At 48.2% G+C, this 14,280-nt stretch carries 12 protein-coding genes; 2 read left to right on the top strand and 10 right to left on the bottom strand.

Annotated elements, in window-relative coordinates; genetic code table 11:
• Nucleotides 1-40: 40 nt before the first annotated feature.
• The 9 genes from A5320_RS15155 to A5320_RS15115 all read right to left on the bottom strand — a co-directional run bounded on the left by A5320_RS15155 (nt 41) and on the right by A5320_RS15115 (nt 9,848).
• A complete protein-coding gene (locus tag A5320_RS15155) occupies nt 41-649 on the bottom strand; it encodes a GNAT family N-acetyltransferase (protein ID WP_068066415.1) in 609 nt (202 codons plus the stop codon).
• Nucleotides 646-2,394 (bottom strand): GGDEF domain-containing protein, encoded by a 1,749-nt coding sequence (locus tag A5320_RS15150; protein WP_157605906.1) that lies wholly within the window; start codon nt 2,392-2,394, stop codon nt 646-648. Before A5320_RS15150 ends, A5320_RS15155 begins: the two co-directional genes overlap by 4 nt.
• Nucleotides 2,395-2,404: 10 nt before the next feature.
• On the bottom strand, nt 2,405-2,671 hold the full coding sequence (locus A5320_RS15145; protein WP_068066410.1) for a hypothetical protein: 267 nt from the start codon (nt 2,669-2,671) through the stop codon (nt 2,405-2,407).
• 367 nt (nt 2,672-3,038) lie between these two features.
• Entirely contained in the window at nt 3,039-3,317 is a 279-nt protein-coding gene (locus A5320_RS15140) for a hypothetical protein (RefSeq protein ID WP_068066408.1), read from the bottom strand.
• 349 nt (nt 3,318-3,666) lie between these two features.
• Nucleotides 3,667-3,933 carry a hypothetical protein gene (locus A5320_RS15135; protein ID WP_068066406.1) on the bottom strand — a complete coding sequence of 89 codons (267 nt, stop codon included), beginning with the start codon at nt 3,931-3,933 and terminating at the stop codon, nt 3,667-3,669.
• Nucleotides 3,934-4,281: 348 nt separating this feature from the next.
• Nucleotides 4,282-7,380, bottom strand: a complete 3,099-nt coding sequence (locus tag A5320_RS15130) for a transglycosylase domain-containing protein (protein WP_068066871.1) — start codon at nt 7,378-7,380, stop codon at nt 4,282-4,284.
• A gap of 252 nt (nt 7,381-7,632) precedes the next feature.
• Nucleotides 7,633-8,115 (bottom strand): FKBP-type peptidyl-prolyl cis-trans isomerase, encoded by a 483-nt coding sequence (locus tag A5320_RS15125; RefSeq protein ID WP_157605900.1) that lies wholly within the window; start codon nt 8,113-8,115, stop codon nt 7,633-7,635.
• Between the two features lie 116 nt (nt 8,116-8,231).
• Entirely contained in the window at nt 8,232-8,888 is a 657-nt protein-coding gene (locus tag A5320_RS15120) for a hypothetical protein (protein WP_068066401.1), read from the bottom strand.
• A 129-nt stretch (nt 8,889-9,017) separates the two neighbouring features.
• The gene (locus A5320_RS15115; protein ID WP_197490131.1) at nt 9,018-9,848 is read right to left on the bottom strand and encodes a zinc-dependent peptidase; all 831 of its coding nucleotides are present in this window, start codon (nt 9,846-9,848) and stop codon (nt 9,018-9,020) included.
• Between the two features lie 187 nt (nt 9,849-10,035).
• On the opposite strand from A5320_RS15115, the gene upp reads away from it, so the two are divergent.
• On the top strand, nt 10,036-10,689 hold the full coding sequence (gene upp / locus A5320_RS15110; protein ID WP_068066398.1) for a uracil phosphoribosyltransferase: 654 nt from the start codon (nt 10,036-10,038) through the stop codon (nt 10,687-10,689).
• Between the two features lie 15 nt (nt 10,690-10,704).
• A complete protein-coding gene (locus A5320_RS15105) occupies nt 10,705-12,978 on the top strand; it encodes a CHASE domain-containing protein (RefSeq protein ID WP_068066395.1) in 2,274 nt (757 codons plus the stop codon).
• On the opposite strand, the gene A5320_RS15100 is transcribed toward A5320_RS15105, so the two are convergent.
• On the bottom strand, nt 12,975-14,249 hold the full coding sequence (locus A5320_RS15100) for a DUF3422 family protein (RefSeq protein ID WP_068066392.1): 1,275 nt from the start codon (nt 14,247-14,249) through the stop codon (nt 12,975-12,977). The genes A5320_RS15105 and A5320_RS15100 overlap by 4 nt on opposite strands.
• Nucleotides 14,250-14,280: the final 31 nt, after the last annotated feature.

Here is a 14,280-nt window from a genome sequence, read left to right as displayed (position 1 = left end):
GAATTCCTTAGAGTGTTATCAAATGAAACTGCTGTTAAGTTCAGGCTTCAGCCAGAGCGGGTTGCGGTTTGTCAAATTGTTGTTCGGAAAATTGTTGGCTGAGTGTGCGCAGGTAGCTGATGTTGTCAGCAGTTGCATGTAATAAATAGCTATTGAGCTCAGCACTTTTTTTAAGCACAGCAGGGGCGTCAACAAAACCAAAGTGTTTGATATGTTTCACGGCGCCAAGGTTGCGTGGGTCTACACAAGCCAATAAAGCCGGTACCTTGGCTCCAATAAAACAGTGTAAAAATAATGCCGTTAATGCTTCGTCGGCATAACCTAAACCCCGGGCGGTTGCACTTAATATAATGCCAAGCTCAAATGGAGCCTCAACAAATGGTTTTTTTATCAGCGATATAAACCCAATGGCATCTTTTTGGTTATGAAGCTGAATAGCAAAAAAATGCCAGCCGGAATCGGCTTTTTTGATCCTTTTCAGGCAGTTCTGAAAAAACACCGCACTTTGTTCTTTGTCAAAACAGGGACCGATATATTGCATCGTGACAGGATCAGCATACAAATTCTGGTACAGCGTCAGTTCTGCCTGGGTCATTGCAGATAAACTTAAACGGGCGCTTCGAATAAACTTTTGAATGGGATAAGTCATAGTGCTGCAGGGTTTTCTTTTTGTTGAGTGGGTTCAAATAAAGTCACTTTATTACGCCCCTGGTTTTTTGACAGATAAAGGGCGATATCGGCATCACGGAACAGTTGCCGCAGTTCATAACCAGAGCGGTCGGTGCAAGTGACCCCAAAACTGGCGCTAGTTTTTATCGGATGGCCACTGCCGCTGCAGTCAATTTGCTCAATCACATCCCGTAGAATTTCCGCCAGCAATGCGGCTTTCTCCGCGGTACAGGCCGGTAAAAAAATCGCGAATTCTTCACCGCCGATCCGTCCAAAAACATCGACGTTACGAACAAATTGCCGGCAATGCTCAACGACCGCTTTTAACACCCAGTCACCGGTTAAATGACCATGTCGATCATTTACCTGTTTAAACCAGTCTAAATCAAAAATAATAAAGGCATCAATCTGCTGGGCTGGTTTGCTGGTCACCAACAATGCGGACACTGTTTTTGTAAAATAGTATCTGTTACTAATGCCAAGCAAACTGTCATTTTCGGCAATTTTTCGGTAGATACTGCTATTACGAAATGCTCTGAAGGCGACATAACTTATAAAAACCAAGGTGGTTAATAGTAAGGCAATCAGTAGTTTTTTATTGTCATTTTCTGCAACAGCCAGTTCATTTTCCAATGTCAGTAAAGTGTTATTTTTCTCCAACAGGGCGATTTGCTGGTTTTTATTAAGGATTTCATTTTTTGCAAGATGATAAGCAGTTTGCTGGAGTGATAGTGTGTTTTTGTAAATTTTGTCAGCTTGTACATACTGTTTGTAAGCTAGCAATGCTTTAGTGTCACGACCCTGTATTTCGTCAAGCTGAGCTTTTAGACGGTACCCTTCGACCATAGGTTCACTAGTAGACAATTGATGCTGCAGTGTAAAAAGCAGTCCTAAGGTTTTTTCAGCTGAATCTGGCTGATTCAATGCCAATTGCGCCTGAGTAAGAAGCACATAATAATGACCTATAAGGTGAGCAAAACCAAGTTTTTCAACTGCGGGAAGATGGGCATTAATAACTTTTTCCACTTGGGTATAGTCTTGATGGAATAGGTAGTATCTGGCTACCAATGCTTGTGCGAACAACGCAGTTAAAGGATCATTCTGGCTAATGCAATAGTCAGCACCTTTTTGCAAACGTTCCAACGATACTTTGTCTGGTGTCAATTCTTGCGTACTGTAATCATTATAAAAAATAGCAACGCATCTGTACCTGCCTTGGATATCATCTTCGATCAATTCCAAGCTAATGTTTTGTGTTTCTTGATAGAGCTTCATGCTCATATATGTTGTTAACGCTGTTACTTTTGCCATGGGTCTAAGATTGGGATCCGAGACTTTGTCGGCCAGAGCCATAGCCTGAAAAAGGTAGCTAAACGCCGCTGTAATATTTTGTCTAACAGTCATTAAGTTTGAAAGTAGTGCTAGAACTTTGTACTCTATATCTATTGAATTACCGGCTAATAAAGATTTTTCATAAAATGTGAAAGCTTTGTCATGTTCGCCGAGATATTGAGCGTGGTAGCCTTGTAAATACAGATAGTATTGTAGATCGTTGGAAGCGAGGTCATACTGACCAATCTGTTGCAATAAAACTTTAAATTGCGCAGGGTCTGATGCTTTAATCTGGTCTATTTTAGCAAATAATTCAGATAATTTTTCATTGGCCAGAACCGGTGTTACTATGAGTAGTAACACCACACCCAAAATAGAAATAAGGCTGTTCACGGAATCTCAGTTATTGTAAATGAATAGATTGTTTCGATGATTCTTGTTCATCTTCCTCTACAGGCTCATCTTCTTGTTCAGCAGGAACCTGTACAACACACTGATATACTATCGTATTCAATAGTGCATTTAAATTTTCAATGTCACCACTTACAACTGCTTCCAGTTGGATATTGTCGATCTCGTCGTTGGTAAATAAAGATTTAAGTTCTGCCGGGGTTAATTGTTGTAATGCCGAGTTGGCGCCCAGTTGTTCGATAACCTGAATAAGTGACATATTTAACTCCAAAATTAGCTACGTTGGATCTATGATTTGATGTTTAAATGGGCATAAAAATCTTTATTAACATCAAAAATTTGTAAAAAATTAACAAGCCCGCTCAGCGTAACCGAACCAGGCTATTTTTAAAAGACATGGATCCATCAAACGAAGAAGGAACATTTAACCTGTTATGGCAAAGTTTTCAACGCTCTGATGGAGTCTAAATCTTTTCAATTTCAGTTAATAGATCTAGCTAAAACTCTATTCCTGAAGTTTCAAATTAATAACTTCGGTATTCTATTTGAAAACACTCCGAAACGGTTTCTGGCAATATCAGTAGTCTGAAATTGCCAGTACCGATCTCGTGGTTCAATTAAAATTTTCAGTTCAGGAGTTGTGGCAAATTGACAGACTGTTGAATTGATTTCTCACACTCATTATTACCAGGCAACTCCTCTTCTTCGGTTGCGTGTTCTGTTACACAACGATAAACCGGAACTTGAAGTAAATCAGAGAGTTTTTCAACATTGCCATTTAACAATGCTTCTAATTGATTTGAATCTGTGGTCGCATCACTAAAAATGTCCATCAATTGCACTTTACTTAATTGCTGTAATGCGGAATTCGTGCCTAGTTGCTCGATAACATGGATCAGTGACATATCTATCCCTAAAATTAGCTGATTGGAAATTCGATTTGATGTTGAACCACAAGCCTAAATCAGTTCTCACATCAACGCTATTGTTAATAGCTCATAAGCCTATTTAGACTAACTGAAGTCGTTTGTTTTGAAAAGAAAAATAGTAACTAGGCGAAATGCACAGATACAAATTATCGTCACATTTTTTTCAATTTCAGTTATTTGAAGAAGTTTAGATTTATCCGTAAAATTCAAAACAAATAGACTTGGTCTACTTTGCGAAAAAACACCGAGTTGGTACTGGCAATCTCAATAATCTGACAACTGCCAGTACCGCCTCGGGGTTCAATTAAAATTTTCAGTTCATGAGTTACTGTAAATTGATAGACTGTTGGATGGTATGTTCTACTTTTTCTTCTTCAGCAGAATCATCATCTTGCGACGCGACTTCCGTTACGCAACGATAAACCGGAACTTCCAGCAACTCTGACAAACCATCAACGTTGCCTTTTAAAAGTGCTTCCAGTTGATTTTTATCGGTAGCCGCATCACTAAACATCGCCATCAGTTGTGCCTGACTTAATTGCTGTAATGCTGCATTGGTACCCAGTTGCTCGATAACATGGATCAGTGACATATCTATCCCTAAAATTAGCTGAGTTGGAACTTCGAATTGATGCTGAACCAAAAGCTTCAGTCGGTTGTAACATCAACGTTTTGTTAATAGGTAATACGCTGGTTAAGACTAACTGAAGTCGCTTGTTTTGAAAAGGAAAAAAACAGGTACTGTGCGAAGTGCTGAAGGACCAATGATTGCTTTAAGGCAGGAGCTGCTGATGCAGGGATTCGGGGCGTTTGCAGCCAGTTGGCAAGTGTAATAACGCTTTTGGAACACTAGGTCAAGGTTGGCCGGTTGGCCGGTTGGGCAGCTTGGCATTGCGGCCTTGTCCTTCAAAAACAGTTGAAGGACAAGGGCTTAACAGTTTTATTTAGTTGGGACTGCACACATCGGGCTATTTTTCACCACATAAGGCTTAATCAGCGGTGCCATGCCTTTGAGCACTTGTAGTGGCAGGGCGGAGGTGAAGCTGAAACCGTCGGCGCCTTTGCCCGGCACAAAAGCGGTCAGAGTGCCAAAATAGTTGTCGCCTAAGAAGAACACAAAAGTGGCAGTGCGGTTGTTAACGGTTGATGCCATCACTTTGCCACGTACTACTTGCGTGGCGACCCGGTTATCACCGGTGCCGGTTTTGCCGCCAATTTTCAGCGCGCTGCCATCGGCTTTGATAAAACTGCCGGTCAACCGCCTCGCGGTACCAAGCTCAGCCACCTGACCCAAAGTTTTCTTCAGCGCCCGTGCCACTTCTGGTCGCATCACCCGTTCACCCGCGCTGGCGTTATATTGCAGCATGGTTTCGTACGGTGTTTTGGCGGCAAAATGCAGGCTGTCGATGCGGATGGTGGGCAGCTTCACGCCATCATTCTGGATAATCCCCATCAGTTCAGCCAGCGCAGCCGGGCGGTCGCCGGAGCTGCCCAACGCCGTGCCCAATGACGGCACTAAGTGGTCAAAGGCGTAACCCAGTTTGGCCCAGCGCTGGTGGATGTCGAGAAAGGCTTCAACTTCCAGCATAATGCGGATGCGGTTGTCGCGGGCGCTACGGTTACTGGTTTTAAACAACCAGCGATACACTTGCTGGCGTTGCTCGCTGCTTTGCGCCACGGCGTCGTTAAACTTAGCATCCGGGTTTTTGTTCATGTAGCTAAGTAACCACAGTTCCAGCGGGTGCACTTTGGCGATATAACCCTGATCCGGCAGGCTGAATTTACCCGGACCGTATTTGTTATACAACTCGTTCAGTTTTTTCGGTGTCAGTTGTTCATCCGGCAGTTTGTCGATTAAAAAACGGCTGAATAGCGCAAAATCAGACTCCGGTAATAAATAGCGGTGCACTGCGGCCAAGCGATCCGGTGTTTGTTTTAAGCCGTCAAAAAATACTTCGAGACGTTCATCGGCCGGTTTTTGCTGGTACTTGCGCCAGAATTTGCGTAAAAATTCGGTGCCTTCTTTATCGATAAACCGGCGCAGGTATTCTTCCCGTTTTGGATCTTTATCGCTGCGCAGTAACAACGAGCTGCTGCCAAGGGTTTGATAACTGCTGGAATATGCCACGATATCGCGCATCAACCGCACAAATGGCAGGTTGTGCGATTGCTGTAACGACTCGGCCACAGTTGGCACCTTGCCGTTTTCTTTATTATCGAAGTTATTAAATACCTGCAAACCACCACCGGTAAAAAACCGTTCGGCAGGGGAGGCTGAATAGGTGCGCTGTAAAGCTGCATCCAGCATGGCGGTCAGGCTGCGATCTGAAGTTTGCGCCATATATTGTGAAGCCCAACGGGTGATATGGTCTTGCGGCGCAATATCCAGATTCAGCAAGTTGACCGGTAATTCGTCAGCGAAACTCTGGTGCAGCTCGGCGACAATTTCCAGGTAAGTGGCCAGCACCCGCAGTTTGGCGGTAGAACCCAGCTCCAGTTTACTATGTTCATTTAAATCAAAAGGTTGATCTGTACTGTCGGTTTGCACCCGCACTCTGTTACCGTCACTGGTTTTTTCAAACAAGGTAAAACTGTACAGTACTTCGGCGGTGCCTTTGGCGCTTAACAGCCGCTCACCAATCAGACCATATTTGGCGGCCGTGTCCGGGTTCGCCAGGCTACGTAAATAGGCGCTGACTTTTTGCTGCACTTCACCGTGTAAGGCGCTGTGAGCGTTGAGATCTAACCGGTCCAGATCGTACATTGGTTGATTCAACAAATTCCCTAAACGCAACCGGGCGGCGTTGATGCCTTTTCGCGCATCCTGTTCGGCTTGTGACTGGTTCGGTTTCGCGCGGACGAAGGTGAGTTTCTGTGACAATGCTAAATCGCGTAAGGAAGCATCGACAATACCGGCGTTCGCCAACAGCCGGATATGGCTGTTGGTGAGCTCTTCCAGATCATCATGGCCTTGCAGCAAATAATAAGAAGGGCGGCGCTGCGCAATCATCAGCGCAACAATCTGGCGGAAATATTGCGCCCGTTCACTGGCGGTTGCCGGTTGTTCCGGGTTACTGAGTAACTGATTGGCTTTGGCAAAATCACTGCCAAACCAGGCATACAGCGCATCACCCACGCCATGCACTTCACCATGGCCTGGTGCTGATGATAACGGCACTGTGTTTAAATAATCCTGCACAATTCGTGTGCGCATACCCATGGTATTGGTGCCGTGTGCATAAACGCGGATGGTACCGGAAATAATCTGCACCGCTTTATCTTTAAAGCTGCGGGTTAAACCCTGCGGCGAGTGGCGGAATTTTTCAATCTGGGTGGCCAAGGTACTACCACCGGCGGACTGGCCGCCCACCGACAACACTTTACCCACTTGACTGGCTGCCGCCATGATAAAACGTGGCCAGTCCATCACCGGGTTGGCCATTGGCGGAATACGCAGCAAATTACGGTTTTCAATAAACAGCAGGCTATGCGCGACGACCAATGGGATTTCGCGTGGGTCACGATAGACCCGTTGTGGGTAATTAAAATCGAATAAGGTTTCGTTACGACAATCGGCTAAAAATAAGCCTGATTGCACTTTTTCGCGATAAGGCGGGAACAAGCCTTGTTCAGCGTAGTGTTGCAGCGCCGGAGAAAATTCAGTTTGTGCCATAATGCGGAAATTACGGTCCAGCAGCCGGGGTAATAATTGCGGCAGTCGGCTGTAACCATGGCGTTCATCGAACGGGCCGGCTTGCGGGTAAACGATGTTGTTGGACGGGCCAGATTTTAATTGATAAGTCAGAGTTTTGGCATAGTCGCTGATGGGTTTGGCGCTGTAGTTGGCGGTGTGCATTTCATATGCAACCAAGACAGTTCCGGCGATCAGCAATAACAGCAACAGCCAGGGAATGAGGCTACGACGGACTTTTTTCGGCTGACGTGCAGTTGTGTCGGCTTCGCTGCTATACGATTTCGGCGCGGAAGGTTCACGGTAGTTATCAAACTGCATTTTTTCAACTGACGGGGGCGTAGGCAACGTAATTTCCATTTAGAGTGGCGGCTGGCTCAGCGGCGGATTTTAACTGGTTTGGCCGGTCATTGCAGCTGAATTTTCTAATCCATCTTCGTTTGTCACTAATGTTTTGCACTAAAACTATACCCAAAATCATTGACGTTGCAGGTAGGCGACGAGTGAACGAGACCCCAGGAGCATAGTTGTCCTATGTGACTGGGGCGAGCGAGCGACGGCAACAACCCTGCAACTTCAAGGATGAAGGGTATACAGATATCAGTGGTGGTGATGACCGCCAACACCGTGCGCATGACCATGGGCAATTTCTTCGTCAGAGGCGGCACGTACATCCAGCACTTCAAAGTTGAAGGTCAGCGTTTTACCAGCCAGTGGGTGGTTGGTATCGACTTCAGCTTTAAACATGCCGATTTTGACGATAGTCACCTGGCGTGGGCCTTGTTCGGTCTCAACCACTGCGGTCATGCCGGCTTTCCATTTTTTGGCGCCTTGCAGATGTTTGACCATCACGCTTTGTACTGCGTCGTCACGGCGCTCGCCGTATGCATCGGCTGGTGCTAACACCAGATCCAGCTTATCGCCGATGGTTTTGTCGGTAAGTGCAGCTTCAATTGCCGGTAACATATTTTGGTGACCGTGCAGATATAACAGCGGTTCGCTTTGGGCTGAGCTTTCCAGCAAGCCGTTTTCATCACTGAGTTTATAGTGCAGTTGCACCACGGTATTTTGGCTGATCTTCATGAATAAAAAGTTCCTGATGGACGAAAAGGCCGCCATTATCCTGAGTTGTCAGGCAAAGTGCGACCTTTTTTTCCGGTTGTCGTTTTTAGTCAGAGCGCTGAACTCCGCTGCATGAATTAATCATGACCACGGTGGTAATGGCGTTTTTCCTCACGACGGCCGTGGTCACGTTCATGGTAAACATAGACTTTTTCATACTGACGTGGCCGGTAATCCACTTCCACAAACTGCACCCGTTGCTGACAGGCGCCGTAATGATGGCAATATTTTTTCCAGTGTTTGCGATGTTTTTTCGGTGCCTGCACCAGCACAGTCTGCACGTATACTGTTTGTGGTGCGAATTGTGGCGCGTAATCCTGATGTACGTGCACCGGTTCACGATAAACAGGTTGTTGGTAAACCGGCTGCTGGTAAACCCGCACCGTCGGTTGACCGACCTGGATTTGACCATAAACGCCCGGCTGAATTTGCCCTTGCACGCTGATGCTGACATCCCGCGCCTGAGCCTGCGGCACCAGTACTGTGCTTAACGTCAATAACCCGGGCAGGATGATTTTTTTCAGGCTTTGCAGCAGTTGCTGCCAGCGGCCGCCTTGGGCATTTTCTGCCAGATGTTGCTTGGCAGGTTGGCGATCCATATTGCTGTTGCCTGCATTGCCGCGGTGATCCAGTTCAGGATTGATGTCGCATTGGATCACGCGGTGAGTTTGCGCAAGTAACAGCTTCGGCTGGTTACTTTGATGATGAGCGCTGTCTGGACGAGTGTTGTTCATATATGCCTCCTGCGGCGATATTCCAACGATGGCGTTGCAATGAATATCGTCGTCAGCCACTGAATCATGGCTGAATAAGGAAAACCTAATTTAAACCCGTCATCCTCGGCTCCGAGGCTCTAAAAAACCTTATTGGCTCCATAACGCCGGATCCAGCCGGTAATATTGCTTGAGTTGCTGATAAAGCGCCGGATGTTGTTGCTGAAATAACTGGCCTTGTTCAAAAAACACTTCGGTGATTACCGCAAAAAATTCCGCTGGATTGGTTGCTGCATAAGGGTCAAATAACGAAGGCAGTCCTTGCGCCAAACGCTGCTGCAACGTCTGAAATTCGCTGCCCAAAACCTTGCTCCACACCCGATACGCTTCAGTGCTGGCCAGAAACGGCGCCCCGTTGGCAGCACCATTTTCCTGATCCAGTTGATGGGCAAATTCATGCAGCACCACATTGTGGCCGTCAGTTGGATCGGCGGCGCCGTGCTGACTGTCTGGCCAAGATAACACCACTTTACCTTGTTGCCAGGACTCGCCGAGCCTGATTTGCACCTGGTCATGCACCACACCGGCTGCATCTGGCTGGGTTTGTGGCACCTGATAAGCCGCCGGGTACACCAGAATAGTTTTTAAATTCGGAAACAGTTGGGTGGGGCGATTCAGCATTAATAAACAGGCTTGTGCAGCAATATTGATGCGGATTTCGTCGGTTATTTCCAGGCCTTCACAGCCAATAAATTGCTTTTCCGCCAGAAACAGCTGAATGAGTTTTTTCAGTCGCAGCTGTAAATCTGCCGGTAATGCACGATACAACGGCAATTGCTGCTTTAAAATTTTGCGCCAGCGGGTTGGAAACGGAGTCGCGGCAATGCGTTGTTTTCTAAGCGATTGCCGCCAAACAGGTGATAACAGCCAGCCAATCATCAGGCTCATAACGACTAAAATAATTGCGGTTTGCCAGTTCATTCAAAACCCAAGTCTAAAGACCCTTGTTAAAGAGACGCTGCCATCAGCGCGGCTATCGTCAGAAATGGGAGAGCGGCCACTATTTTTCAAGGGCAAACTGTTCAGCGTTGTAAAAGCCGGTATTTTTCAGACGCAAATTGCTAAATCCTTGTATACACTGTAGGCAGTGTCATTTTCGGAACCTGCTATGAATATTTTCCAATTACAACAACAACTTTCCATCGCGCAAACCATACTGCGGCAACTGCGGGATCCGCAAATTCAGCAAGATCGCTGGCGTTTTCGGCAGAATTTACAACGCTTGGGCGCATTGTTGGCGTATGAAGTCTCGAAACAACTGCCTTATCAGCAAACAACCTTGCAAACCGGTCTTGGCACTGCCACCGTCGCCAATTTAGAACAACAACCGGTATTAATTTGTGTGATGCGCGCTGGGTTACCGTTTTATGAAGGTTTTCTGCAAATGTTTGACCAGGCTGATAGTGGTTTTGTCGGCGCTTATCGACAGGAAGGCGCCAATGCCAGCGAGCTGGATATTTTCTTAGGTTACAGCGCTGCGCCGGAGATTGCCGGACGGGATTTAATTTTAATTGACCCGATGCTCGCCACTGGTTCGTCATTATTAAAAGTATGGGAGCTGCTCAAACGTCACGGCGAACCCCGCAGTTTACATATTGCGGCTGCAATAGCGGCGCCGGAAGGTCTGGCTTTGTTGCAGCAACAGCTCGACTTCCCGGTTTCCTTCTGGCTTGGCGCTGTCGATCAGTGCCTGAACGAGCAGGCCTATATTGTGCCCGGGCTGGGTGATGCCGGCGATCTATGTTATGGACGCAAAGAATAACATGGGTGTTTGTCCTTGATCACCGAACCGTTGCTGCCATCGACGCTCAACCACAGTCAGCCTGGTCAGCCGGTATCTGGCCATGGCTGGCGGTTATGGTTTAGTCGCCATAACTGGCTAACCTGGCTCGGATTGTGTTTTATTTTGCCGCTGGTTATTTATTACTGGCAGCATTACAGCGAACATTTGCGGCAACAACAGCATGCTGTTTTTCAACAACATGCCGACCGGATCGAACAGCAACTGCAGCAACGACTGAAACATATCGAATTATTGCTGGCGGCGAATGCGGCTTATGTGTCGTCGTCTGAGTATGTCAGTCAGGCCGAATGGCAACATTATGTCGAAAGCTTAAAGTTACCCCAGCTTTACCCGGGTATTCAGGCACTTGGCGTCGTCAGTTACCGTCGGGCGGTCGAATTACCGATCTTACTGGAGCAGCTGAACCGCGAGTTACAGCGCCGCCAGGGGTTAGCGCAATCCGTTGCAACCGTCACTTTGCACCCCGGCGGCGATCGTTCGCACTATGCCATCGTCAGTCATATTCAGCCTGCAACGCCACAAAATAGCCAGGTGCTGGGTTATGACATGCTAACCGACCCATTACGGACGCAAACCGCGATGCGCGCCGCCAGTCTGAATCAGCCGGCCATCACTGGCAAAGTTTCATTGCAACAGGATGGCGAACGGGCGCAGCAACCCGGTTTAGTGTTGATGTTGCCGCTTTATCAACACAATGTGCCTTTAACCACCGCTGAGCAAAAACAAGCGGCACTATTAGGTTTTGTCTACGCGGCCTTTCGGGTGCAGGATATTTTGCCAGATGGCTGGCGTGATCCGGCAACGGTGTTGCCTGATCTACGGTGGTCAAGTGGCTTAGAAGTGGATGCCGGGCAGTTGTTGTTTGAACGTCGCAGCGGGAGTGTTGCCGTAGCTTCGACCGCAACGTCAACCACAACTTCCACCACAACAGCAGCGGCCGCTTCGTTGTTGCCTTCCGTGGCATTACACCAACACCGTCATCTGGATTGGTATGGTCAACCTTTTGTTTTACACATCAAAAATAACCAGATGTTCGAGCGCGAGTTGTTACCGCTGGCCGAATACGAATTGGTGTTGTTGGGCTCTGCTGCTTTAGTGCTGCTGTTTTTGTTGTTGAGCCATTTGAACTTACGCCGGTATCAGGCGGAATGTCATGCGGACCAGTTGCAGCAACACGTGCAGCAACAACGCCAATTACTGTTGCTGGACGAACAACGGCAAAGTCTGGCACTCAAAGCCAGTCAGCTGGCCTGGTTTGAGTTTGATTTACGCACTGGCAGCGCCTTCTATGCCGATATCTGGTGGCGAATGTTCGATTTTACCGGCCCACAGCCGAACCCCGAGCCACAACAGTTGTTTGATTTGCTGCATCCATCGGCGTTGGCGCTGTTTCGGCAGGATTTACAACGGTTACTGGCACATGGCCCGGATCAGGATCTGCAGCATTACCGGTTTGTTAGCCGCCAGGGACGGCAGCTGTATTGTCTGGTGCATTTTTATGTAGTGCGGGCGGCAGAAGGCGATGCGATCAGGCTTTGCTGCACCATACAGGATCAGACGTTGCAGCAACAACAGACGGATACGCGACGCCAGCTGGCGGCTTTGTGTCAGTTGGAAGTGAGCCTGGCGGTGGCACATTGTGCCGCACCTTCAGCCACCGCCGATAGCGGACTATTTTTGCAGCAGCATCTGAGCTGGTTACTGCAGTTTTATTGTGAAGCACTCGCCGGCACTGAGCCTGTGGTGCAGCCTTTACCGTCAGTAAGCTCTCCACCTTCGGTACCAGTGGCCCAAGTCGTGCAACTGATTGCCGATGTGGTGCAGTTGTATCAGCCACAAGCCACAACCAGAGATCTTCAGCTGCTCTGGCAGCCGCAATCTATCAGTGAACTGTTGAAGCTGGATCGCCATCGCGGCTGGCAAATGGCTTGCGGTTTGCTGGAGTTGGCTTGTGTGCTGGCCACGCCGGGTAGTGCCGTGACACTTGAACTGCTGCCATTCCAGACCCGGATAACCTTCCGGCTGCAACTGCAGCTGAGTGACGTGATAGCCCGACAATGCGCGCAAGAACTTGCAGCACTTGTGGTAAACCCGGCTCAAGCCACAACGTTGCTACAGCAACGGCTGCAAGCGGCACGGTTTTGGGCAGCGCAGCTGGCTGGTGAATTCAGTTATCAGCAAACTCAAGCTCCAGAGCAACAATCGCAACAACTGAGTTTACAGTTGCAGTTTCCGGCTGCCGGTTAAACCGGCTGTTTCGCTGGTTTTCGCAAGCGGTACCAAACCCAGCCGGTCGCGACAATCACCAGCGGTAAACTCAAAGCCTGTAAAATTTGCAGGGGTAAGGGTGGATAAAACGCTGCTAACGACGTCAGCGCTTTGTCTAACAACTGCACCGCGTAATAACAAATCGCCACCGTTGATAACCGTTCGACAGCAGTTTGCAGATGCAGCTGCTGGCGAGCTCGTTTATCCATCGACGCCAATAATGCAGTATTTTGCCGCTCCAGCTGTAGGTTAATCCGGGTGCGTAGCAGTTCGGTCGAGCGCCCGAGCCGGTTGGATAAACTGCGCTGACGACTCAACACCGACTGCGCCGTGCGAAATGCCGGGGTTAACCTTCGCTCTGAAAAATCCTGCAATGACATCAGCCCGGCTAACGGTGTTTCACGTAGCGCTTTGAGCCGGTCCAGCGTCAGTTGATAATAAGCGCCACTGGCTTCAAGCCGGGCGCTATTGTTGGCGATCAGATGTTCGGTTTGCGCCGCCATCTGACTGATTTCCTGCAATAGTTGCTCGTCCGAGCCTTGTTTTTGCTCGATGCGGTGGGTGATATCTGACAACTGCTGTTCGAGTTGATGCAACTGGTGCACCGCCTGACGCGTTAATGGCCAGCCTAATAGACTGAGTTTACGATAGTTTCCCAAATCAAACAGCTGCTGGACTAATCGTGCCAGTGCGCTTGGCGACAACCCTTCGTCCTGTACCAGCATCCGGCCGGAGCCTTCAGGGTGTTTGCGAAAATCGGTCCAAATACGTGCCTGATTACTGGCCACCAGACTGGAGATACAGTGTTCGGCGGCAAATAAGCCGGCAATTTCCGGTTCGGACTTGATGCTGCTCGACGGCAGCACAATCAGCTGCACCACTCTAAATAACTGACCTGGCAGCTCGCTGAACCAGTGTAAATCCGGTAGCAACTGCATTGGGTCGACAAAGCTGGCGCTGGCGCCAGGATGAATAAAACTGTAAGTGGAAAACTCGCTGTGCCGCTCCCAGCGCAGCTGAATATCACCCAATTGCAGCTCTAAATCGGTGTCGCCTTCTTGTAGCTCAATGCCGTGTTGCCGGGCCCGTTGTTGCATTAATTGAAACTCGGCGCTGCGCGAACTTCCGTTGAGCGTCAGCATAAAATGACAGATGCGGCAAGGCGCGGTCAGTGCCTTAAAAAAGCGCTGTTGCAGTTCTTTTTCCAGTAAGTCGCGTTGCGGATGATTGCGTAGCCATAATTCAGACATAATTGACACTCCTTGAATTGCGCCGCTTGAT

The organism is Rheinheimera sp. SA_1 (assembly GCF_001669775.1).
Taxonomy (GTDB): domain Bacteria; phylum Pseudomonadota; class Gammaproteobacteria; order Enterobacterales; family Alteromonadaceae; genus Pararheinheimera.
This window is presented reverse-complemented; position numbering and strand designations above follow the sequence as displayed.

What these genes read in the sequence shown, in the direction of transcription:
- A5320_RS15155 (WP_068066415.1), bottom strand. Translation starts at nt 649, where the DNA reads ATGACTTATCCCATTCAAAAGTTTATTCGAAGCGCCCGTTTAAGTTTA.
- A5320_RS15145 (WP_068066410.1), bottom strand. Translation starts at nt 2,671, where the DNA reads ATGTCACTTATTCAGGTTATCGAACAACTGGGCGCCAACTCGGCATTA.
- A5320_RS15140 (WP_068066408.1), bottom strand. Translation starts at nt 3,317, where the DNA reads ATGTCACTGATCCATGTTATCGAGCAACTAGGCACGAATTCCGCATTA.
- A5320_RS15135 (WP_068066406.1), bottom strand. Translation starts at nt 3,933, where the DNA reads ATGTCACTGATCCATGTTATCGAGCAACTGGGTACCAATGCAGCATTA.
- A5320_RS15125 (WP_157605900.1), bottom strand. Translation starts at nt 8,115, where the DNA reads ATGAAGATCAGCCAAAATACCGTGGTGCAACTGCACTATAAACTCAGT.
- A5320_RS15120 (WP_068066401.1), bottom strand. Translation starts at nt 8,888, where the DNA reads ATGAACAACACTCGTCCAGACAGCGCTCATCATCAAAGTAACCAGCCG.
- A5320_RS15115 (WP_197490131.1), bottom strand. Translation starts at nt 9,848, where the DNA reads ATGAACTGGCAAACCGCAATTATTTTAGTCGTTATGAGCCTGATGATT.
- upp (WP_068066398.1), top strand. Translation starts at nt 10,036, where the DNA reads ATGAATATTTTCCAATTACAACAACAACTTTCCATCGCGCAAACCATA.
- A5320_RS15100 (WP_068066392.1), bottom strand. Translation starts at nt 14,249, where the DNA reads ATGTCTGAATTATGGCTACGCAATCATCCGCAACGCGACTTACTGGAA.